Source organism: Paralteromonas sediminis, assembly GCF_003820355.1.
In the GTDB taxonomy this organism is placed as follows: domain Bacteria; phylum Pseudomonadota; class Gammaproteobacteria; order Enterobacterales; family Alteromonadaceae; genus Alteromonas_F; species Alteromonas_F sediminis.
On record NZ_RPOK01000001.1, the window covers coordinates 961,674 to 983,188 of the forward strand.

Below are 21,515 nucleotides of genomic sequence, written 5' to 3' on the forward strand. Positions count from 1 at the left end.
AATTTGAAGTTTGAGATTTTATTACCGACATAGAAGATGTCATTAATGACCTTTAACGCGTAAATACTCAAAAGCAAACAAAGACTTTCCGACCTTACTGTTATAGTACTGACAGTAAAGTTTTTCTCCTGTTTTAGGCGCATTAAATCCTGGTGCTGCGAAGAAGCTGAGCGCAGTTTTGCCCCGTTTCTTAAGGTCGGATGAATAAGCGGAAGCGCGATCACTATTAGAACCTTCAGCACAATTTTCAACGTTGCTTTCGCCGTGGCCACAGTGCAAGAACATGTGTGAATCACTGAGGTAATTAGGATTTGAAGGGTATTGGTCTCTTACTTCATCAATCGCGCCGGCACCTGGATTTGCAGATTTAACACATTGCATCTCCCAAGTCCCACCCTCAGCTTTGTATGCGCTCTCATCAACTTCAAAATACAGCACTTCTCTAGTCTGTAAAGAAGGAAGTATACAACCGTGCTTTACTTCGCCTGGTCTGCGGTTAATAAAACCCGAGCGTTCCTCGTTACTGAACCCCTTTTTGAATGTGTAGTCACCTAAGTTTCCGACCATTACATTTTCAATATTTATGCCTATGCAAGAAGTAAATGAGCGCAGTTCTTCAGACGGCTCGCCCAACTCAGGTGTTGTTGCACTGACAGCAGCATTTTGTGCCTGTTCACTCACTGATTGCTTTTCCTCTTTTGCTTTAGAGTTGATAGCTTGTGCTGCTTTGTCTTTTAGCTTATCGAAGAATTGCGCATTAGCTGCACCCGAGCCAATTACTGCAGTGCCAAGAAGAATGAGTGATGCTTTATTCAATTTCATTTGAATGTCCTGAATGATTCTATTGTTAACTAGTATTTGAAAAGCAAATTATTATCGATATGATTAGGACAGTGTTTAAATTTAGTACTTTAGTGTTACGTATACTACATGCCGAACATCCGTATTCTTTCTATTGACGATCATCCTATATTTACCAACGGTCTCTCCGTGGCATTACAAACAAAAATGCGAGAGATTGAGGTTCAAGCAATAGCTGAGCCACTTGCTGCACTCAAAAAAATTCAAAAAGAATCATTTGACCTGCTAATTTTGGATTTTTGCATGCCGGGGCTTGATGGCATTTCTTTCCTGCGGGCCATGGATGCACGGGCACTTGTAGTGCCTGTGATTCTAATGACGGCAAACAACGACTTAGCAATCTTTGAGCAAGCGCTTAGTTTGGGCGTTGTGGGTATTATATCGAAGAACGCAAACATTGAAGAAGTAGTCATGGCAATAGACAACGTCATGAGAGGAGAGATTTATATTTCGAGTAACTTGAAAGAGCGCCTTAATCAAGTGGGCAAGTTTAGCTTAGACAATACTCAAACAGTATTAACTGAACGCCAGCTCGAAATTCTTAATATGGTAAAAAGAGGGCTGACAAATGAACAGATAGGAAATGTTCTCTTCATTAGTGAACGAACGGTCAAGTCGCATCTGCAGACTATATTCAAAATCTTAAATGTTAAAAATCGGGTATCGTGTGTGCAAAAATGCAGTGATATGGGATTGCTATAACACTTGTAACAACAACCCCCCCCCGATATCTTATGACTTGAACCCTTTTAACTCATCCAATAATATTTGGGCAGCTTTTGGGTTTCTACTTTGCAAAGAGTTTAGTTCTAAAATCAATCCTTGGTACTCACTAGCAATTTTAGGTGTGATTTGCGCTAGCTTCTGAGCAACATCTGGTGTTTTGGCTTCGTCCGAGTTTAGCGCTTTAATTGCGTTACTATAGCTGTTTGCCAGAGTCTGAATATCTTGTTCTATTGCTTCGGCATCTTTCTCTGATTGAACACTTGCAAGCAAGCTTCTGCCTTCTTGCAAATCAGCTAATGCTGATTCTGCTATGCTAACAGTTTCGCTTTGACCGCTGTTACAAGCACTTAAAAAAAACACGAGAACGATAAGTTGTAAAAGTTGGTTAGATTTCATGTAAAGACCTAAGGTTGGTTTAAATACAATGAAATTGGACCATACAATGTGCTTGAATGTATTTTTTTGATACTTAAGTACCAACCTTTTTTCATTGCATACCTATTCATGTTTCATAGTATTTAAAAATAACCATCATGGAAAAAATAGCAGAGCTTTTAGGAAATTTTTTTGAGTTGCGATCCCATTAATACTACCTATTTATCGTCCACATCAGAGAAAGATCGCGAGGTTGATCGGATAAGGCTTGAAACGTTCATGAGACTAACCAGCCCTCACTTAATTGTAGGTTGTTTAACTGCTGTGATCGTATATTTTCTCTTTAGGCCTTTTGCATCACCAGATGCCCCATTTATTTGGTTGTCCTTGAACCTACTCTTGGTCATTACCAGCGCTTCACATTATGGCGTTTATTTTTTTAAAAAAAACCTACTAGATTTTACTGGATGGAAAATTTCAATTTTTATCATGTCGCTTCTCTGGGGAGGTGTGTGGTCTTTGCCTATTTTTATATTTACTCATGATGCGCCAATTCTCTATCTCTGTGTAATGATAATACTTCTAATCGCGATGGTATCGGTACCAGCACCGGCTATGTGTCATTACCCACTGGCCTATTTTATATACATGTCGATGCCTCTTATGGCGTTGGGTTTCAAGGTCAAACAGTTAACCATTGAAGGAAGTGAATTATTATTATTTATGACGCCTTTTTTATGGGGCACGTTACTCATTTATGGCTGGGATCTTTATAAAACACTGTTATTATCTATTGGATTACAGGTCGAAGTGCAACGAGCATATAAACAGTCAGAGCAGGCTAACCTTGCGAAATCTAAGTTTATTGCTACGGCAAGTCACGATATCAGACAACCTCTTCAAGCCTCTATTTTTCTTCTTGAGGCTTTAAAAAATTATGGAAATTTGAACAAAAATATTACAAAGCACATTACAAGTTTAGATAAGAGCATGGAAAATATGTCTAACTTGCTCAATGCGCTTTTGGATGTGTCCAAGTTAGATGCAAATAGTATGGTTTCAAAATCAGAAAACATTTCTCTGCAAAAATTCATGCATGCACTAAAGAGCGATTACCACCAACTCATAATAGAAAAGCCTATGATAGAGGTGCAGTTTGATGTCGAAGATTGCTTTGCTTATGTTGATGGACTGTTATTGCGTAGAGTTATCGAAAACTTATTTACGAATGCCTTGAAATATACCGAATCTGGAAGTGTGACAATTCAGGTTAGGCAACAAAATGACAGAATCTTTATTGCTGTAACTGATACTGGGGTAGGTATACCTTCTCATTGCTGGGACCATATTTATGATGAATTCTTCCAGGTTGAAAATACACAAAGAGATCAAAGTAATGGGCTTGGTCTTGGTCTCTCCATTGTAAAGAAAATTTGTGTTCAGCAGCATTGGCCACTTGAATTTACCACATCTCTTAACAGGGGAAGCGAATTCAGAGTTAATGTTCCAGCAGGAAAGCGCACTGAAACATTGCCAGTAAGCGATGCGTTACCTTTTAATATAAACCTACTGAGAGGTAAGGTTGTTGCTGTTCTCGAAAATGATGAAGCTATTCGACAAAACCTAGCAACCTTGTTAGCACAGTGGGGATGCAAATCACATTGCTCAGGTGAATTTAGTCAATTTAGAAGCAGTGTTATAACTAATGGAATTAAATTTGATTTATTAATTATAGACAACAGACTTTCCGGCAGCATGAAAGGGCTAGATGCTATCAAAATACTGCAAAGCGAACTGAATTATACTTTCGAAACAATAATGTTAACTGGCGATACGGCTACAACAGACCTAATTACAATTGAAAATGACGGGATCTTCGTTCTTCACAAGCCCATAAAGCCAGCGATGTTAAGAGCTGCTATTATGAAAAAACTGAGACTACAAAAAATATGAATGGGTTGATCCTAGGTACGCAATGTGAAAGTTATCTATGCAAATCCATCACATTGTACAGTTTCCTCTTTTTACAAAACTTCTACACTGGTTATGACCTCTATTGGGTCTTACTGTTAAAAAAGGATATTTTAAATGATTACTGAAATTACAACTGAAGAAATGGAGCATGTTTCCGGGGGGCTACTGGAGCCAAATTGCAATAGGCATTGCTATCGCTGATGCGGCATACGAATTTTACAAAGGCTTTACAGAGCACAGATAATAGGGAGTTTCGTTAACATGGATAAAGGAAAATCAGCAGTCACGTTAAGTGCAGAGGAAATTGATGCGGTGTCAGGGGCAGGATTTTTTTATGAGTTAGGAAAGTTCTTTGCTGAGGTGTCAAATGCGAACGATGCTATTTATGACCAATACGGAAACACAAATAGCAATCATCTTTGGAATAGATAAATAACGGGGCCGGAGTTACCGGCTCTGCATATGGACAGTGAAAAATGAAAACTAAACCTATATCTTGGTGGGCATTACTGGCCGCCGGATTGTTCTCTACAAATGCGCTTTACTCGCTATTTTTCGCAGACGCCGAACGGACCACTTTTTTGCAAGAATTTCAAACAGGTTTGCTCTTTTTAATATTCTCTGCAATCAAATCGACTCACGAGAAAAAAGAAGTGGTGGACGCTGCTGCTGGCTCGTTACGAAGTAATTGACCAGTGCGACTTGTTTTATGTCCGAAGATTTATAACGAAGAAGTGGTGGACGCTGCTGCCGGCTCGTTACGAAGTAATTGACCAGTGCGACTTGTTTTATGTCCGAAGATTTATAACAAAGAAGTGGTGGACGCTGCTGCCGGCTCGTTACGAAGTAATTGACCAGTGCGACTTGTTTTATGTTCAGAGATTTTTAACAAAGAGGTGGTGGACGCTACTGGGCTTGAACCAGTGACCCTCGCCTTGTAAGGGCGATGCTCTCCCAACTGAGCTAAGCGTCCGTATAAGATGCTATTTAAAGATTGGTGGACGCTACTGGGCTTGAACCAGTGACCCTCGCCTTGTAAGGGCGATGCTCTCCCAACTGAGCTAAGCGTCCACGACTTATTGCTACGTTGCGTTGTAGCGGCTAAGTGGTGGCGTATTATAGAGAGCTAACAACGACTGTCAACACCTATTTTCACACCTTTGTTTGAATGGCTAAATTGTGTTCGTTTTGATGGCAAACTACACTAATAACGTTAAAAAATGAACACTGGGAATATGCTAATGGCTAAGTGGAAGCTAATTATTCTTGCTTTAGGTGCAGTAACAATTGCTGCTTGCGGCGGCGGTAGCAGCGATTCTTCTACCACGCCCTCTGAGCCAGCCCCCATACCTACAACTCCACCACCACCTCCTCCGCCCCCACCTGAACCAGAACCTACACTTGAAGAAAAACAGCGTGACGCAGCCAGATTACTCAATCAGGCTACTTTTGGGGCTAGGTTAACTGACATAGAGACAGTGGTAGAAATAGGTGTTGAAAGTTGGATATCACAACAATTTGCGTTGCCGGTAACCTCGGCTGTCGACACGCTAGAAATGATAGACGAAACAAAAGATGACGAAGAATTATATCGTCATCACAGAGTGAACGCCTGGTGGCAATCTGCGGTTTACGCTCAGGATCAGCTGCGCCAACGTGTGGCGTTTGCATTGAGCCAAATTATGGTGGTGTCAGACAGGAGTAGCTTTGGCAACGACCATTACGGCATGGTGACGTACTATGATGTGCTTGTCAGCGGTGCATTTGGTAATTTTCGCGACTTATTGGAAGACGTTACTTTGTCGCCGGCAATGGGCATGTACTTAAGTATGCTGGGTAATGAAAAGCCCGACACTGAGCGCAATATTCGACCCGATGAAAACTACGCCAGGGAGCTAATGCAGCTATTTAGCATTGGCTTGGTTGAATTGAACCAGGATGGCACGATCAAGCGCGGCATTGATAATGCTCCAATTCCCACGTATGACCAGTCAACCATAGAACATTATGCCCATGTTTTTACCGGCTGGCACTTTGCGCCAACTACCGAGGAAACCTGGTATAGGTGGTGGTTAAACTACGACACTGAATCGCCTATGACGCCTGTTGAGGCATATCACGATAAGGCAGAGAAAACCTTGCTGTCTGACGTTATTGTACCGGCCAACCAAACCGCTCAGGATGATTTGGCCATGGCATTGGATTCCTTGTTTTTGCATCCCAATATTGGCCCTTTTATCGGCAAACAGCTCATTCAGAAACTTGTGACCAGTAACCCTTCAGCTGGCTATATCGCGCGAGTCGCCGCGGCGTTTGATGACAATGGGTTGGGGGTAAGGGGTGACATGAAGGCAGTAATTACGGCTATTCTGCTTGATGAAGAGGCGCGCTCATTGGATACGCCCGATGAATCGTTTGGGAAACTTCGAGAGCCGCTGATAAAAATTGCGCATATGATGCGCGCTTTGGATGCAACACAAGAAGACGGTCAAATTGACCTTGGCTATCCCGATTATTTTGTTAATCAGGCTCCCCAATCAGCGCCCAGTGTGTTCAACTTCTTTTCGCCGTCTTATTCCACACCAGGCGAGCTGAGTGACAACAATTTAGTCGCCCCTGAGTTGCAAATTATGACCGAAACTTATGTGGTGAGAGCAACGAATTATTTTGCTTATACCGCTTTGTGGTCCCACTCAGTTGAAGACCCTGAACCCGACCAACTCGTTATCGATTACACCGAAGAAATCGCAATGCTGGATTCGCCCCAGACACTGCTTGACCACCTTGCTTTGCTGTTTTTAAACGGAGATATGTCTGCAGGTATGCAGGAGGCTCTGCTTGACGTATTAGCCGAAACCGAAACCTGGAAACCTGAAGACCGAGTAGCAAACCTGGTGTTTTTGGTACTGGCGTCGCCTCAATATGCCGTTCAAAAGTAGGAGATAAGAGTATGGATCGCAGACGTTTTTTATCCAACTTTATAAAAGGTGCCGTCACGACTACTGCTGCCGGTGTGGGTATAAACTTAACATTTGCACAAAAAGTGATGGCACAGAGTAGCGCACGCTTTGAAGATAACAAGGCTCTGGTTTGCGTATTTTTATATGGCGGCAACGATTCATACAATATGCTGGTGCCTACGGATACCGCTGAATACGCTACGTACCAAGGTGTCAGACAAAACCTGGCTTACGCACGTGATGCGCTCTTGCCTTTGAATCCAGTATCAACGAACAGTTACCGCGTAGGCATGCCGGCGCAGGCTAGTGCGTTACAACAACTTTTTGAACAAAAGAAGTTGTCCATTATTGCTAACATTGGTCCCATGATAGAGCCAGCTTCAAAGCAGCAACTGCGGGAAAGTGACGCCTTGCGTCCGCCGCAGTTGTTTTCTCATAACGATCAGCAAAGTTTGTGGCAGTCGTCAATCATGGACACGCAGGCTACAACAGGCTGGGGAGGGCGAATTGCTGATTTGTTGGGGGACCAAAATGATTCACTGCCGATGAACATGACGATGTTTGGCAATAACCTGTTTCAGGCGGGCACGCTTTTCCAGCCTTTTTCTGTTGACCAGTCTGGGCCTGAAAACTTTGCTGCGCTTGACCCGCAAAAATCTTGGAATAGCCAACGAGTGATGGCGTTCCAGAGACTACTGGATGATGTTAGCCATCCACTGGGCAGAGCCTATGCCAACCAAGTGGTCAGGGCGGCAACCAATAATCAAAGAGTGATAGACGCCTTGTCTCCCGTGCCAGAAAGCCAAGTGATTTACCCGGTTAACAATCCTTTATCTGGTCAGCTGCAGATGGTGGCGCGTCTAATTGAAAGCCAGCCAGCTCTCGGACAGTCCAGACAAATCTATTTCGTTGGCCTAGGCGGTTGGGATACCCACGATAATCAAGCTGAATTGCACCCTCAGTTGTTAGCGCAGCTTGGTGAAGGACTCGCTGCCTTTCAGGCTGATCTTGAACAAAGAAATCTCGCAGAGCAAGTGACAACCTTTACCCTATCTGAGTTTGGCCGAACGCTAACAAGCAACGGTGATGGGACTGATCACGGGTGGGCAGGGCATCAAATTATTATGGGGGGAGGCATTAAAGGTGGCGACATATTTGGCTCACTTTCAGAACTCGCACTTAATTCTGAGGACGATCTTGAAGACGGCAGGATGATCCCTAAGCTCTCCATAGAGCAAATGGGCGCAGCCCTGTCTGCTTGGTTCGGGCTAACGTCATCCGAGCTAAATGCGGTATTTCCACACCTGTCCCGATTTGACGAAAATGCGTTGCAGCTATTTGTGTAGTGCAGATTGTCGGTAACTTGCTTGAGGCACGCTGTAGCCATGGGGTAGAATGCGCGCCTTATTCATTTTCTAGGTAAAAATCATGTCTGTTGTTACTCGATTTGCTCCCAGCCCAACCGGCTATCTTCACGTTGGCGGTGCGCGCACGGCCTTATACTCCTGGCTCTATGCTAAAAGCCAAGGCGGAAAATTTGTATTACGTGTTGAAGACACAGACATTGAACGCTCTACCGAAGAAGCAAAACAGGCCATATTAGAAGGCATGGCATGGCTGGGATTAGATGCTGATGTGGGTCCTGTTTATCAAACAGAACGCTTCGACCGTTATAAAGAAGTGATTGATAAGCTCTTAGCTGAAGGTAAAGCGTACAAGTGCTTTATGCCTGCTGATGAGCTAGACAGCATTCGAGAAGCACAAAAGGAAAAAGGCGAAAAGCCGCGTTATCCTGGCACGTGGCGTGACAGGACTGATCATCCAGAAGGTAAGCCTTTTGTTATCCGGTTCAAAAACCCGCTAGAGGGTGAGGTGGTGATAAAAGACCATGTGCGCGGCGAAATTACCATCAGCAATACAGAACTGGATGATTTGATTATCGCGCGTTCAGACGGCACACCTACGTACAACTTCTGTGTAGTTGTTGATGACTGGGATATGGGTATTACTCACGTAGTGCGCGGTGAGGACCACATTAATAACACGCCGCGTCAGATTAATATTCTGAAAGCACTGGGTGCGCCCATTCCTGAATATGCGCACGTGTCTATGATATTGGGTGACGACGGCAAAAAGCTCTCCAAACGTCATGGTGCAGTAAGTGTTATGCAATATCGCGATGACGGATACCTGCCTCAGGCATTACTAAACTATTTAGTGCGCTTGGGCTGGTCCCATGGCGACCAGGAAGTATTTTCTGTAGAAGAGATGATTGAGCTGTTTTCATTAGATGCTATCGGACAGTCTGCCTCCGCGTTTAATACTGAAAAACTAGTATGGTTAAATCAGCATTACATGAAGTCATTGCCTGCTTCGGAAGTGGCTGAGCATGCAAAATGGCATTTTGACCAACTTGGCATTGATACCACAAAGGGTCCCGCCCTTGAGCAGGTGATTGAGATTCAGGCTGAGCGTGTTAAGACTCTTAAAGAAATGGCTGAGATAAGCGGCTATTTCTATCAGGAATACGAAGCCTTTGATGAAAAAGCGGCGAAAAAGCACCTGCGTCCTGTGGCGAAAGACGCCCTAGTGGCGGTGAAAGAGGCGCTACTGGCCATTGATGACTGGTCAGCACCTGCAATTCAGTCTGCGATTAATGAAACTGCCGATAAATTGGGCGTTGGCATGGGTAAAGTGGGGATGCCTTTGCGTGTTGCTGTGAGTGGAGGAGGAAATTCTCCGTCACTTGATATAACATTAGCGTTGTTGGAGCAAACTAAAGTTGGCGAGAGAATAGACAAAGCGCTCAACTTTATAGCAAACAGAGAAAATTCTTAAAAAAAGCGTTGACAGATTTAGGCCACATGCCTATCATGCGCCCCGCTGTCACAGAACAGACATACGGGGCCATAGCTCAGCTGGGAGAGCGCTTGCATGGCATGCAAGAGGTCGGCGGTTCGATCCCGCCTGGCTCCACCAGGAATGTGTAACGTATGTTTGTTGACAAAAACTTTGTCCCCTTCGTCTAGAGGCCTAGGACACCGCCCTTTCACGGCGGTAACAGGGGTTCGAATCCCCTAGGGGACGCCAAGTTCTCGGCAAAGTTTTTGTCCCCTTCGTCTAGAGGCCTAGGACACCGCCCTTTCACGGCGGTAACAGGGGTTCGAATCCCCTAGGGGACGCCAAATAGGAAAGCCCTGCTCGAAAGAGCGGGGCTTTTTTATGTCTTACTTGCCCATTCTTACGTATTGATTGTTTAATAGACGCTATTTTACTGAACGCGCACAGAGAGGAATCATGACAACACACTATCCTATTGGTCGACCGGGCATCCCTTGGAGCGACGATGAAAAAAAACAGTGGTTTGAAATGCAGTCGATCAAGCGCACTTACCAGGATGAGGTACTTCATAAACTGCCTTTTCTTCCAAGCGTATTCAAAAGTGAGCAATACGGCGCGTTACCCATAGATACTGAGCGTTATCCGCTCATGGCCATCACGCCGGTTAATCCCGATCCAGCATTACCTTATATGTTGATTACCGGCGGCGTACATGGTTACGAAACCAGCGGTGTGCAAGGTGCTCTAGATTTTGCGTTAAACCATGCACAAGCCTATAGCCACCTGGTTAACCTTATTATACTGCCGTGTATTAGCCCTTGGGGCTACGAAACCATAAACCGTTGGGGCGCGAATGCTGTTGACCCGAATCGCAGCTTCACGGCAGAGTCTGACTCCTTTGAAGCCAAAGCAGCGTTGCAGTATGTGAAGGCATTAAGTGTCGAACCTATTATGCATATAGACCTGCATGAAACCACAGACACGGACAACTCAGAATTTAGACCCGCGCTATCAGCCAGAGATGCAGTTGAACAAGCTGTGTGGCAAATTCCCGATGGATTTTATTTAGTGGCTGATTCACAAGCGCCTGAAATTGATTTTCAAAAAGCCATAATTAAAGCCGTAGAGCAGGTTACTCATATTGCTGATGCTGACGACAAAGGCAACATAATCGGAGCGCCAATTTTGTATCAGGGCGTGATTGGCTATGATAAAAAAGCGTTGAATTTATGTGCGGGCATGACAAATGCACGTTTTGTAACTACTACTGAAGTTTACCCTGACAGTCCCAGAACCGATGCCAAAAATTGTATAGATGCTCAGGTTGCTGCGATAAAAGCGGCTGTGGACTTTGCTTTGGAAAGGGGAGTTTGATGGAATCACCCTGTATTCGCTTGTGCACATTAGACGACCAGGATGTGTGTGTAGGTTGCAATCGAAGCATTGATGAAATCGTCAGTTGGCATCATGCTTCTCAAATTGAAAAACAGGCAATCTTAAGTCGTGCGAAGATCCGCGAGAGCAACCGGCCGCCGGTTTTATTTTCAGACGCGTCATAAGCTTTTTGTGATGAAAATAGTGCTTGCCCCTATGGAAGGTGTGGTTGACCACCTGATGCGCGATATGCTGACACGAGTTGGCGGCTATGATTTGTGCGTGACTGAGTTCGTACGTGTGGTGGAAGCCAAGTTACCCAAAAAGGTTTATTACCGGCTGTGTCCTGAGCTCAAACAAGGGGCAAAAACCCCCTCGGGTGTGCCCGTCCGTGTACAGCTTTTAGGTCAACATCCCCAGTGGCTGGCAGAAAATGCTCAGCAAGCTGTTGAGTTAGGTTCGCCCGGTGTCGACCTAAACTTTGGTTGTCCGGCTAAAACCGTGAATAAAAGCAAAGGCGGTGCGGTTTTGTTGCAGACGCCTGACATTCTCTATGCCATCGTAAAAGCTGTGCGTGAGGCGGTTCCGAGTGAATTACCCGTTACAGCAAAAATGCGTTTGGGTTTTGAAGACAAGTCACTGGCGCTGGAAAATGCTGCGGCGCTTGAAGCGGCCGGGGTAAGTGAAATTGCCATACATGCCAGAACAAAAGTCGAGGGCTATAAACCACCGGCCTATTGGGACTGGATTGCCAAAGTACGCGAGCACGTTGATACACCGATTATTGCCAATGGTGAAATTTGGTCTGCAAGCGACGCTCAGCGTTGCCAGCAACAATCTAGCTGCACGAATATTATGTTGGGAAGGGGCGCATTAGCGCTTCCCAACCTCGCTAAATGGATACGTGGTGTTGATAGCCAACCCATGAAATGGTCAGAGGTTGCTCAGCTACTCATCGACTATTCCGGCTATGAAATCTACGGCGATAAGGGGCGTTACTACCCCAACCGCATCAAGCAATGGTGTGGCTACCTAAAACGCCAATACCCAGAGGCTGAAACACTCTTTAATTCCATCAGACAACTCAGAGAAGCCAGCCAAATCGTGGAAGTGTTAGCCCGTCATTGCACGCCAATCCATGCAGCTTAATCGCATTTGGGTTGTAGTTCTAAAATGTGAGCTTTATTATCATCGATTCGTAACCAAGATGTTAATAACAACAACAACGACGGAAACACATGAAATTCACATTCAAACAGTCTTTGGCTGCGTTGGGATGTGCAGCCCTGTTATCAGGGTGCACGGCCACGGCCAACAGCAATAAAACAAATCCAGATAACAACAATAGCGACACAGTTTCCAGTGTCATTAATAAAGATCCCTATCCCAGTACTTATAAGCCGATACCGGGTAAACCTACCATTATTACTAACGTGACCGTTATTGACGGAGTAGGTGGGAAAATTGAAAACGGCATGGTGTATTTCGCAGACGGTGTCATCCAGGCCGTGGGTGAATCATTGACGATCCCCAGTGGGGCACAGGTCATTGATGGAAAAGGCAAGTGGTTAACACCAGGCATTATCGATAACCACAGTCATTTAGGGGTATATCCCGCACCCTCAACGCGCTCTCATTCAGACGGAAACGAGATGACAAGTCCTGTCACTGCTAAAGTATGGGCTGAGCACTCTGTGTGGCCTCAGGATCCAGGATTTGCTAAAGCTTTAGCCGGCGGTGTTACGTCATTACAAATCTTACCAGGTAGTGCAAACTTGTTTGGCGGTCGCTCGGTAGTGCTGAAAAACCTTCCTAGCCGTACCATGCAGGATATGAAGTTTCCTGATGCGCCTTACGGGGTCAAAATGGCGTGTGGTGAAAACCCCAAACGCGTCTATGGACAAAAAGGCGGCCCGATGACGAGAATGGGCAACGTGGCTGGGTATCGTCAGGCGTTTGCCAATGCACTGGACTACAAACGCGCCTGGGATAAGTATGAGCAGGAAGTGGCTCAGGGTAAATCACCTAAGCCGCCCAAGCGCGATCTGAATATGGACAGCCTAGCAGGTATTCTAAGCGGTGATATTCTAGTGCACATGCATTGTTATCGCGCCGACGAAATGGTAGTCATGATGGACGTGATGAAAGAATTTGGTTATCAGATAGGTACCTTCCATCACGCCGTTGAGGCCTACAAAATTGCCGATAAACTGGCTGAAAACAATGTATGTTCAGCCATGTGGGCTGACTGGTGGGGCTTTAAAATGGAAGCCTACGACGGTATTCGAGAAAATATTCCTATGGTACACAATGCCGGTGCCTGTGCGATTGTGCACTCAGATAGTAAAATTGGTATTCAGCGACTCAATCAGGAAGCCGCTAAAGCCTGGTCAGATGGCGTAAGAGCCGGATTTGATATTAGTAAAGAAGAAGCCTGGATCTGGCTAAGCGCAAACCCTGCGAAATCTCTAGGTGTGTTTGATAAGACAGGTTCTATCGAAACGGGTAAGCAAGCTGACCTGGTATTGTGGAATGGCGACCCATTCTCCACCTATACCAAAGCGGAGAAAGTATTTATTGACGGTGGTTTGGCATTTGATTTGAACAAACCTGATACCTGGCCGGTGAGTGATTTTGAGTTAGGCCAAACAGTTGAAGGAGAAGGCAAATGAAATATGCATTAGTACTACTGTCACTGTTGGCAAGCGCTATGGTGAATGCTGAAAAACTGGCCATCGTGGGAGGTCAGGTGCATACCATGGGTGAAATGGGCGTGCTTGAGCAAGGGACTGTTCTGATAAACAACGGCCAGATTGAAGCCGTTTCGCAGTCAACAGATATACCCTCAGGCTACCAGCGCATTGATGCGAGCGGGAAAGTTGTTACTCCGGGTTTGATTGGTGCAATGACATCACTTGGACTGGTTGAAGTGTCTATGTCTGCAGGGCCTGTACATTCCTCTGTTGATGACCATGCGGTATCAAAAACAGGCGCCGCTTTGGATGTTAGTTACGCAATAAACACTGATGCGACAGTGGTCGGCGTTTCCAGGTTAGAAGGGGTAACGTCTGCAGCGACTGCTATTCAATCGAGTGGCCAACTTTTTCACGGTCAAGGCGCTGTGATTTCTTTGGATCCCAATGGCGATCCGATTCTTGCGCCTAATGCGTTTATGGTACTGAAAGTAACAGGCGCTGCCGCACAGGCTAACGGTGGCAGTAAAGCCGCTTTATGGGTTGCCATAGAAACTGCGTTTAATGAAGCCAAAGAGGCCGCTATCAAAGGACAGTCTCCAATGTTCAGGTACGCAGACTCTTGGCACGGTATTACGTCAAAAGCCGATGTGAAAGTTTTACAGGAAGTGCTCAAAGGTGCTATGCCACTATTTATTTATGCCGATAGTGCTGCTGATATTAGACAGGTCATTCGCTTTAAAGCACGAAATGAAGGCTTGAAAGTAACCTTGGTCGGCGGTGTCGAGGCGTGGCGAGTCGCAGAGGAATTGGTAGCTGCAAATATTAGTGTTGTACTTGACCCAGAAAGTAATCTTCCTGGTAACTTTGAACAACTAGGTGCTACTTTGCGCAATGCTGCAAAACTCGAATCCGCAGGGGGTAAGGTCGCTATTGGGATGAACACACATAATATTCGTTTGGCGACACAGCACGCCGGTAACGCGGTATCTCATGGTTTGAGTCATGAGCAAGGACTTGCAGCACTAACCATTAACCCCGCGACCATGTTAGGTGTTGACGGTAAACTTGGTTCACTGGAAGCGGGTAAACAAGCTGATGTGGTGATTTGGAGCGGCGATCCGCTTGAAGTGACTGAAAGTGCGGAGCAGGTCATTATCAACGGCAAGATGATTGAAATGACATCACGCCAGGATAAGCTGATGAAGCGCTATAAAGCTTTCTATGGAGCCAATGGCACAACGCCTCACTATATTCGATAACTTCCTTGTTATTCACATTAAGCCTCTTAAATAAGAGGCTTTTCTTTTTTCAGGCTTGTTGGTAAGTTTTGCGGCAGACCTTAAAACATAGGCTAGATAATGCAAACTGAACAAACAATAACAACACGCATCGCAGACTATAATGACGCCTGTGATGCAGAGCATGTACTGGCACTTCTTGACCATTATGCCCGGGATCCCATGGGGGGAGGAGAGCCCCTTTCTGATTACGTAAAAGACAACCTAATTTCTGCGTTGTCCTCTCGTTCGTTTACCTTTTCTGTGCTGGCATTCTGTGGCGATATACCAGTTGGCTTGGCAAATGTTATAGAAGGTTTCTCAACGTTTGCCTGTAAACCACTGGTGAATGTGCATGACCTAGTAGTTCACAAAGACTACCGCGGGAGAGGGATCAGTCATCAATTGTTAGCCGCAGTGCAACAAGAAGCCGAAGCGCGCGGATGCGTTAAAATAACGCTTGAAGTGTTGTCTGATAATTATAATGCGTGTGAGTCGTATAAAAAGTTTGGCTTTGCACCCTATACTCTTGACCCAGAAGCTGGCCCCGCTCAGTTTTGGCAAAAATACCTTTAAAGGAATAAAAAATGGCAACCTTGACATTGGTACGCCACGGTCAGGCATCGTTTGGCAGTGCTGATTATGATCAATTGAGCCCATTGGGCCAACAACAATGTGTATGGTTAGGGGAATACTTTAAAGACAGCGGTAAACACTTTGATCATGTTGTGAGAGGAACGTTAAAGCGCCATCAACAGTCCGCTGATTGTATTATGGGTAGCTTTCCTGAGGTCAAAGCTGTTGACACAGACCCACGATTAAATGAATTCGCCTTTGTGGAAGTGGTTAAGGCGTATCTGAAAAAACACCCTTCGTTAACGCCCCAGGCAGACACTCCGCCCCGTGAATACTATCGCATTTTGAAGAAAGCAATGTATGCCTGGCAACAAGATGAACTGGATGGCGCACTATTGTCAGAGTCTTGGCTTGATTTTAAAACACGTACACACGCTGCATTGCATGATTTACTGAACAGCGAATATAAAAATATCCTGGTTGTCAGTTCGGGAGGTGCGATATCGCTCGTGTTACAAAGTGTACTGCATGCGCCGGACAAAACCGCAATTGCGTTAAATCTGCAAATGAAAAATGCGTCTGTGAGTGAGTGTTTCTTTGGAAAAGGGCAGGCTAGCTTATCGTTGTTTAATAGCACTAGCTATATGGAAACTGCTGCTCGTAGAGAAGCCATTACCTATAGCTAGCGAGATTGTTAAGCTTGAGTCCGCATATAAGGGAGTTTTCTGTTAAGCAGTGAACGCTGTTCAATAGCAGACCGACGGGTATCGGACTGAAGCGATTTTTGCTGCATGATAACGCGAAGAGAAGTATTGACTTTCTTCTTCGACTTTTGGCTATCATTCTGCACTGACGCAAACGCTGGCGCGGTCGCTAAGGTAAGAGTAAGAGCTAAAGACAGTAACGTTTTCATTTTCAATCTCGGTTAGGATGCTGACCTTGGGCGTCCTATCCCAAGTATTTGTCAGCCAGTTTGTTTGTTCAATTAAAGTATAGGTACGAAGAAAATCTTTTGCGTCTGTTTCCTTGATACCTAGGTATTTTTTCTAATACCTAATTAAATTCTTTCGTTGAGTTGAGATACGATTGGGTTGCTCTGAAGCCCTTTTTCCTCAATCCATACCGTCAACGTCTTGCCATCTTGTTCAGGGGCTTGAAGTGCACTACCAGGCATCTTTTTGATCATTAACGAACCCGTTTCAACCGCGTTGTTGAGCAGTGCTGTGCGAATTAGGCTATTACCGTCACAGGTAATACCACTGTAGTAGTCGCGCAACTTCATGTTGTAGTCTGATTGCATGGTACGTAACTTCTTACGTAGCTCTGCTTTATCGTCGGCTTTTACAATAGTACATATATTGGCTAAGGCCTCTGACACATCTGCTTTCGCAGGTAAGGTGAACCCCACAGTCACGACAGATACTAGAATGGCAGCTTTAGATAATTTCAACATGGTATTTCCTCAAAGTAAGAAAGCGTCTGCTATTTCGACGGCGCGGATTAAACCAGTATTCTACGTCTGGTAATAGTGTATGAATCATACAAAGGTATGCTGGTTAATAAGTAGACAGAAATAAGGTGAGATGGTGAGTTCAACGCCTTACTCTGACCCCATTTTTATTTGCTTTTCCAAAAAGAAAAGCGGCTCAAAAGAGCCGCCGGAGTGCAGAGTTTCCTCTGCGACCATGTTGAACTGGTCATGTAGTAACTTATAAACGTTCCTGCAAAGCAGACGCTATAGCGTTACCGTCTAATCCTTGTTCTTGTATCCAAGCTGAAAGGGTCTTGCCATCATTTTCTGGCTCACCGAGCGTTCTGCTTGGCATCTTCTTTACCATAAGGGTGCCAGTTTCAACTGCATTACTTAATAAGGCAGTACGAATGAGACTGTTACCATTGCAGGTAATACCGTCGTAGTAATCACGCAATTTCATCTTGTAATCTGATTGGACAGTCCGCATTTTTTTGCGGAGTTCACCTTTGTCATCGGCTTGTACAATGGTGCAAATATTGGCAAGCGCCTCGTTGATGTCTGCTTGAGCTGGCATTGCAAAACCAACGCTAGCCGCGGAAATGATTAGTGAAGCTTTAACTATTTTCAACATGGTTAAACTCTCTTCGATAAGTAATAGGATGCGTATAATTTTTTGGACAACGAAATGTTTCTCGTTGATGGGTGTATTTAATGTGATGTTGACCTGAGAGAAAACAGTGTGACTAATACGTAGGTATTGGGTTTCATATCAAAAGCTGGATTTAGTGTCTTATGGAAAACTTTTTTGCGCCTCGGTATGTATTGAAAACTAGTCGGCATAGAACCAAATGAATAGGGAGTTCATCATGATTAACGCTTTATCTAACGAAGCATTAGAACAGGCACTAACAACCTTAAACAGCAAAGTCGATTCAGACAAACACTGGCAATTAAAAGAGGGCAAGTTATACAGGCTGTTCAAGTTCGATGATTTCTCATCAGCCTTTTCTTGGATGACAAAAATGGCAATATGGGCAGAAAAGCAGGATCATCACCCAGAGTGGTTCAATGTATATAATAGGGTAGAGGTGTATTTGACTACTCACGATGCTGGCGGTATTTCTGAGCGTGATTTCAAGTTGGCCGAGGTGATGAACAAAGGGTAACAAACGTTATATGCTCTGCTGCTTGTGTGTTTTATAAACAAACTGGTGCTTGTTTAATCGTTTGATAGTAGTTCATTCAAAAAAGTGTCAAAAAAGGCGATTTTTCTTTCTTTTGCACTTGCGTCGCCAATGCGCCTATGTATAATACGCCCCACTTGAGCAGGCAGCGAAAGCAAGCCAACTACGCTCAAACCAGTTCAGACGCGGGATGGAGCAGTCTGGTAGCTCGTCGGGCTCATAACCCGAAGGTCGTTGGTTCAAATCCAGCTCCCGCAACCACATATTAAGCCCTGATTTATCAGGGCTTTTTTGTATCTAAAATCCAGTCCAAGCTTTCATTATTTTTTGGGTAGATCTGAAGAAGTAAAAAAGAACTTGCGTTGCAAGGTACTTTATATATACTTCATTAATCAAGTATATGTGGAGTGATTAAAGTGAGCGATGAAATAAAATATGGTGAAATTGCAAAGTGCCTGTGGCTTAACTCGGCTATTGTTTCAAAGCATTTGGACAATAGCTTGTCTGCGGTGCATGGTGTTGGTTTAACCGAATATATGGTGCTACAAAGCCTGATGTCGGCACCAAACTATGCACTAAGGCGAGTTGATATTGCCGAGTCATTAGCGAGAACAGCATCGGGTATTACTCGAATTCTTACGCCAATGGAGAAAATTGGTCTGGTGTCAAAAGACGTAAATGAGAGGGATGCAAGAGTCAGCCTGGTCAAAATTACCCCGTCAGGTAAAACGCTTTTTGAACATGCAACCACGACCTTGAATGCAAAGTCGGCATCTTTACTTAAAAACTTAGATGCAACGCAAGCTGACAGTTTGCTGACTGTACTACAGTCAATATGAGACGCCTTTAATCCAATGTCGCTTTAAGCGTTTTATATCTTCGTTCCATCACTATGATACAGATGGAATAGACCAGCACAATCCATAGCGGGATAAGGGTGTAGATATGTTCGGGTACAAGCAACCAAAGCATCACTATGCCCAATGTTCTTGCTATACTGTGGAAGTAACCAACCCAGTGTTGAATGATCCACGACAACGGCATCCACATAAGACCGGCTAAAATGCCAACAGTCAGAGGGATTGTTTTGTGGTCGATGGCTGCAACAGGCATTGCAATAGCAAAAACCAATAAACTCATTACTACTCCAGCCATGAATAATCCATCAAAAGCGTTTTTTTGCGCTTTTTTGCCAAAGAAATCTTCTCCGGTAAGCTTGGCAATAACCATCCCAAGATAAAAAATTGAGCCACAGCCAATCCAGATACTCCAAATAATGACTGTTTCTGAAGCAAACATGGCAACCATGCCAATGATTGCCCATATCACAGCGCCGGCCAAGGGCATGGCAAGAAATCGACGTTGTTTGAATAGTTCTCTTTGTGCGTCTAGTGATTGCATCATCAGTTCCTCGTGATTTGACATTAGTGAGTATGCAAAAAAAGGGAGCGATTTTTCAGTGTGCGTTGTCACTGATGTTGAGTGACAAATGTCACATATCGCTCAGGCCATCATGAGGCTAATTTTGTTGTTCATCATTAATATCATCCCTTTTGTCATTGATAGGGAGACGCCGTGCGGTTAACTCGTATTATGCGACTCAAATAGTTAAATAGGAGTGACCTTAGAATGAAAAAACTAAACCAGATGACCAATTTATTGTTGGTGGGAAGCCTTTTATTCGGCCTATCTTGCTTGCCCATTCATGCTAGTGAAACACACAAAAAAATGGATGAGTACTTACAACACTGTGAGGAAGTAAAAGTATGCAACGGCGTTTTCTTAATCGCTGATAAGGGGGAGATTATCCACCACCGAGCTTATGGAATTGTCGGCACGAAAGATGACACCACACTGACGACACATCACGCATTTGATATTGGTTCCGTTACCAAACAATTTACAGCAGCAGCGATTATGCGTCTGAGGGATCAAGGCAAATTAAGCTTCGATGATCCACTTAAAAAATATATTCCGGAGATAGACTATCCTGGTATTACCCTAAGGCACTTATTAAACCACACCTCAGGTATCCCTGAGGTAATGAAGTATTTCACTCAATTGTATCGCCAAGACAAAGTTGATTACCCAATAACGAATCAAAGGCTAATTTCTGTTCTTGCTACCCAGCATCCAACTGAATACTTTAAACCTGGCACCGACTGGAAATACAGCAATACAGGCTACTATTTGCTTGCCAGCGTTATAGAGAGGGTCAGTGGGCTCGCTTACAGCCAGTTCATGGAGCAAGAATTTTTTGAACCTCTCAATATGAAAGGAACCCGAGTTTATGGTGCGAGTACAAGTGCTGACTTCAATGCACAGCGAAGTTATGGTTTCAGAGCGCGATTTGACGGTGCAAGAAGACGTTTCGATCAAATCCCTCATTATTTTTTAGTGGGCAGTGGTGGTATTTATTCTACCGCGACAGACTTATTTACGTGGTCGAAAGCGATAATGGCGCAACAATTATTTTCTGAAGATAGTTGGACACAGGCCACTCGCCACACAATGTATGGCGATAATAAAGTAAAGGAGTATGGATTCGGTTGGGGGCTTAAGCCGTCTAAAGATGGCAAAACTGCAATTAAGCACTCTGGCGATTGGCGGGGCTTTAAGGCTGGGTTTGCGCTATATCCTGACCAAGGTCAAACCATTGTCATGTTAACTAACAATAACTCGCATGACGGTATCGATGAAGTGTTAGATGGTTTGAATGCAATTCTTGCGGATAAAACCGTGGCGCCGGTAAAACAGAGCTTAAGTCACGCTTTGTATCCGGTCTTAATGGACGCTGATGAAACGCTTGCTGCTTCAATTTTTGCAAAGGCAAGTGATCAGAGCAATACGCAATATGTCATTGATGAACGTATGCTAAATCAATTGGGCTATTTGCTTCTTGAAAAAGATAAAGCGAAAGCGGCGATTAAGGTCTTCAAATTTAACAACAGTACTTTCCCTGAATCACCTAATACTTATGACAGCCTCGCAGAGGCACATGCTACGTTAGGCGATGTAGACAACGCGGTTGAGTTATTGAGGATAATGCAAATAAAGTTCCCCGCTCATACTGATTACGACAAAAGACAAAGTGAATTAGAGGCGTTAAATTCGATTTAACCTCATACTCGTTAATCTGAATATTTACTAAAGAGGAGGGTGAAACGCAGCCCTCCTCGACATTCGGCTTTTACCTG

General features: G+C 44.4%; 23 protein-coding genes and 6 tRNA genes. 21 read left to right on the forward strand and 8 right to left on the reverse strand.

What is annotated here, in order from left to right:
- Positions 1–42 precede the first annotated feature (42 nt).
- Positions 43–822 (reverse strand): hypothetical protein, encoded by a 780-nt coding sequence (locus DRW07_RS04335; protein WP_124026637.1) that lies wholly within the window; start codon positions 820–822, stop codon positions 43–45.
- 108 nt (positions 823–930) lie between these two features.
- On the opposite strand from DRW07_RS04335, the gene DRW07_RS04340 reads away from it, so the two are divergent.
- On the forward strand, positions 931–1,563 hold the full coding sequence (locus DRW07_RS04340) for a response regulator transcription factor (protein WP_124026638.1): 633 nt from the start codon (positions 931–933) through the stop codon (positions 1,561–1,563).
- Positions 1,564–1,593: 30 nt separating this feature from the next.
- Here DRW07_RS04340 and DRW07_RS04345 read toward each other — a convergent pair whose 3' ends face one another.
- On the reverse strand, positions 1,594–1,983 hold the full coding sequence (locus DRW07_RS04345; protein ID WP_124026639.1) for a hypothetical protein: 390 nt from the start codon (positions 1,981–1,983) through the stop codon (positions 1,594–1,596).
- A 258-nt stretch (positions 1,984–2,241) separates the two neighbouring features.
- Between DRW07_RS04345 and DRW07_RS04350 the strand changes: the two genes are divergently transcribed.
- From DRW07_RS04350 to DRW07_RS04360, 3 genes are all read left to right on the forward strand, one after another.
- Positions 2,242–3,915 (forward strand): ATP-binding protein, encoded by a 1,674-nt coding sequence (locus DRW07_RS04350; protein ID WP_124026640.1) that lies wholly within the window; start codon positions 2,242–2,244, stop codon positions 3,913–3,915.
- A 282-nt stretch (positions 3,916–4,197) separates the two neighbouring features.
- The gene (locus tag DRW07_RS18255; protein ID WP_165870395.1) at positions 4,198–4,368 is read left to right on the forward strand and encodes a hypothetical protein; all 171 of its coding nucleotides are present in this window, start codon (positions 4,198–4,200) and stop codon (positions 4,366–4,368) included.
- A gap of 44 nt (positions 4,369–4,412) precedes the next feature.
- Positions 4,413–4,628: a hypothetical protein gene (locus DRW07_RS04360; protein WP_124026641.1), complete on the forward strand. Its 216-nt coding sequence runs from the start codon at positions 4,413–4,415 to the stop codon at positions 4,626–4,628.
- Positions 4,629–4,833: 205 nt separating this feature from the next.
- Here the strand turns inward: DRW07_RS04360 and DRW07_RS04365 are convergent.
- Together DRW07_RS04365 and DRW07_RS04370 are read right to left on the reverse strand one after the other, a co-directional pair.
- Positions 4,834–4,909 (reverse strand) — tRNA-Val (locus DRW07_RS04365).
- 22 nt (positions 4,910–4,931) lie between these two features.
- Positions 4,932–5,007, reverse strand: a tRNA-Val gene (locus DRW07_RS04370).
- Between the two features lie 170 nt (positions 5,008–5,177).
- On the opposite strand from DRW07_RS04370, the gene DRW07_RS04375 reads away from it, so the two are divergent.
- The 13 genes from DRW07_RS04375 (at position 5,178) to DRW07_RS04435 (ending at position 16,346) form a co-directional block, all read left to right on the forward strand.
- On the forward strand, positions 5,178–6,875 hold the full coding sequence (locus DRW07_RS04375; RefSeq protein ID WP_165870396.1) for a DUF1800 domain-containing protein: 1,698 nt from the start codon (positions 5,178–5,180) through the stop codon (positions 6,873–6,875).
- An 11-nt stretch (positions 6,876–6,886) separates the two neighbouring features.
- On the forward strand, positions 6,887–8,242 hold the full coding sequence (locus DRW07_RS04380; protein WP_124026643.1) for a DUF1501 domain-containing protein: 1,356 nt from the start codon (positions 6,887–6,889) through the stop codon (positions 8,240–8,242).
- 82 nt (positions 8,243–8,324) lie between these two features.
- The gene (gltX, locus tag DRW07_RS04385) at positions 8,325–9,734 is read left to right on the forward strand and encodes a glutamate--tRNA ligase (protein ID WP_124026644.1); all 1,410 of its coding nucleotides are present in this window, start codon (positions 8,325–8,327) and stop codon (positions 9,732–9,734) included.
- A 65-nt stretch (positions 9,735–9,799) separates the two neighbouring features.
- Positions 9,800–9,875, forward strand: a tRNA-Ala gene (locus DRW07_RS04390).
- 35 nt (positions 9,876–9,910) lie between these two features.
- A tRNA-Glu gene (locus DRW07_RS04395) sits at positions 9,911–9,986 on the forward strand.
- A 19-nt stretch (positions 9,987–10,005) separates the two neighbouring features.
- Positions 10,006–10,081: transfer RNA gene (locus DRW07_RS04400), tRNA-Glu, on the forward strand.
- Between the two features lie 112 nt (positions 10,082–10,193).
- Entirely contained in the window at positions 10,194–11,111 is a 918-nt protein-coding gene (locus tag DRW07_RS04405) for a M14 family metallopeptidase (RefSeq protein WP_124026645.1), read from the forward strand.
- Positions 11,111–11,296: a DUF1289 domain-containing protein gene (locus DRW07_RS04410; RefSeq protein WP_124026646.1), complete on the forward strand. Its 186-nt coding sequence runs from the start codon at positions 11,111–11,113 to the stop codon at positions 11,294–11,296. The genes DRW07_RS04405 and DRW07_RS04410 overlap by 1 nt, the downstream gene beginning before the upstream one ends.
- 10 nt (positions 11,297–11,306) lie before the next feature.
- Positions 11,307–12,260, forward strand: coding sequence for a tRNA-dihydrouridine synthase (locus DRW07_RS04415; protein ID WP_124026647.1), 954 nt, complete (start codon positions 11,307–11,309; stop codon positions 12,258–12,260).
- Between the two features lie 89 nt (positions 12,261–12,349).
- A complete protein-coding gene (locus tag DRW07_RS04420) occupies positions 12,350–13,783 on the forward strand; it encodes an amidohydrolase (protein ID WP_124026648.1) in 1,434 nt (477 codons plus the stop codon).
- On the forward strand, positions 13,780–15,066 hold the full coding sequence (locus tag DRW07_RS04425) for an amidohydrolase family protein (RefSeq protein WP_124026649.1): 1,287 nt from the start codon (positions 13,780–13,782) through the stop codon (positions 15,064–15,066). The genes DRW07_RS04420 and DRW07_RS04425 overlap by 4 nt, the downstream gene beginning before the upstream one ends.
- A gap of 99 nt (positions 15,067–15,165) precedes the next feature.
- Positions 15,166–15,660, forward strand: a complete 495-nt coding sequence (locus DRW07_RS04430) for a GNAT family N-acetyltransferase (RefSeq protein WP_124026650.1) — start codon at positions 15,166–15,168, stop codon at positions 15,658–15,660.
- A gap of 11 nt (positions 15,661–15,671) precedes the next feature.
- Positions 15,672–16,346 (forward strand): histidine phosphatase family protein, encoded by a 675-nt coding sequence (locus DRW07_RS04435; RefSeq protein ID WP_124026651.1) that lies wholly within the window; start codon positions 15,672–15,674, stop codon positions 16,344–16,346.
- A gap of 8 nt (positions 16,347–16,354) precedes the next feature.
- On the opposite strand, the gene DRW07_RS04440 is transcribed toward DRW07_RS04435, so the two are convergent.
- From DRW07_RS04440 to DRW07_RS04450, 3 genes are all read right to left on the reverse strand, one after another.
- Entirely contained in the window at positions 16,355–16,573 is a 219-nt protein-coding gene (locus DRW07_RS04440; protein WP_124026652.1) for a hypothetical protein, read from the reverse strand.
- A 144-nt stretch (positions 16,574–16,717) separates the two neighbouring features.
- The gene (locus tag DRW07_RS04445) at positions 16,718–17,113 is read right to left on the reverse strand and encodes a DUF3718 domain-containing protein (RefSeq protein WP_124026653.1); all 396 of its coding nucleotides are present in this window, start codon (positions 17,111–17,113) and stop codon (positions 16,718–16,720) included.
- A gap of 256 nt (positions 17,114–17,369) precedes the next feature.
- Positions 17,370–17,765: a DUF3718 domain-containing protein gene (locus DRW07_RS04450; protein ID WP_124026654.1), complete on the reverse strand. Its 396-nt coding sequence runs from the start codon at positions 17,763–17,765 to the stop codon at positions 17,370–17,372.
- Between the two features lie 235 nt (positions 17,766–18,000).
- Here DRW07_RS04450 and DRW07_RS04455 point away from each other — a divergent pair, with 235 nt between their 5' ends.
- The 3 genes from DRW07_RS04455 to DRW07_RS04465 all read left to right on the forward strand — a co-directional run bounded on the left by DRW07_RS04455 (position 18,001) and on the right by DRW07_RS04465 (position 19,157).
- A complete protein-coding gene (locus DRW07_RS04455) occupies positions 18,001–18,300 on the forward strand; it encodes a 4a-hydroxytetrahydrobiopterin dehydratase (RefSeq protein WP_124026655.1) in 300 nt (99 codons plus the stop codon).
- Between the two features lie 202 nt (positions 18,301–18,502).
- Positions 18,503–18,579, forward strand: a tRNA-Met gene (locus tag DRW07_RS04460).
- 155 nt (positions 18,580–18,734) lie between these two features.
- On the forward strand, positions 18,735–19,157 hold the full coding sequence (locus DRW07_RS04465; protein ID WP_124026656.1) for a MarR family winged helix-turn-helix transcriptional regulator: 423 nt from the start codon (positions 18,735–18,737) through the stop codon (positions 19,155–19,157).
- A gap of 7 nt (positions 19,158–19,164) precedes the next feature.
- Here DRW07_RS04465 and DRW07_RS04470 read toward each other — a convergent pair whose 3' ends face one another.
- The gene (locus DRW07_RS04470) at positions 19,165–19,722 is read right to left on the reverse strand and encodes a DUF7010 family protein (RefSeq protein ID WP_240630501.1); all 558 of its coding nucleotides are present in this window, start codon (positions 19,720–19,722) and stop codon (positions 19,165–19,167) included.
- A 225-nt stretch (positions 19,723–19,947) separates the two neighbouring features.
- Between DRW07_RS04470 and DRW07_RS04475 the strand changes: the two genes are divergently transcribed.
- Positions 19,948–21,438 (forward strand): serine hydrolase domain-containing protein, encoded by a 1,491-nt coding sequence (locus DRW07_RS04475; protein WP_124026658.1) that lies wholly within the window; start codon positions 19,948–19,950, stop codon positions 21,436–21,438.
- Positions 21,439–21,515 lie beyond the last annotated feature (77 nt).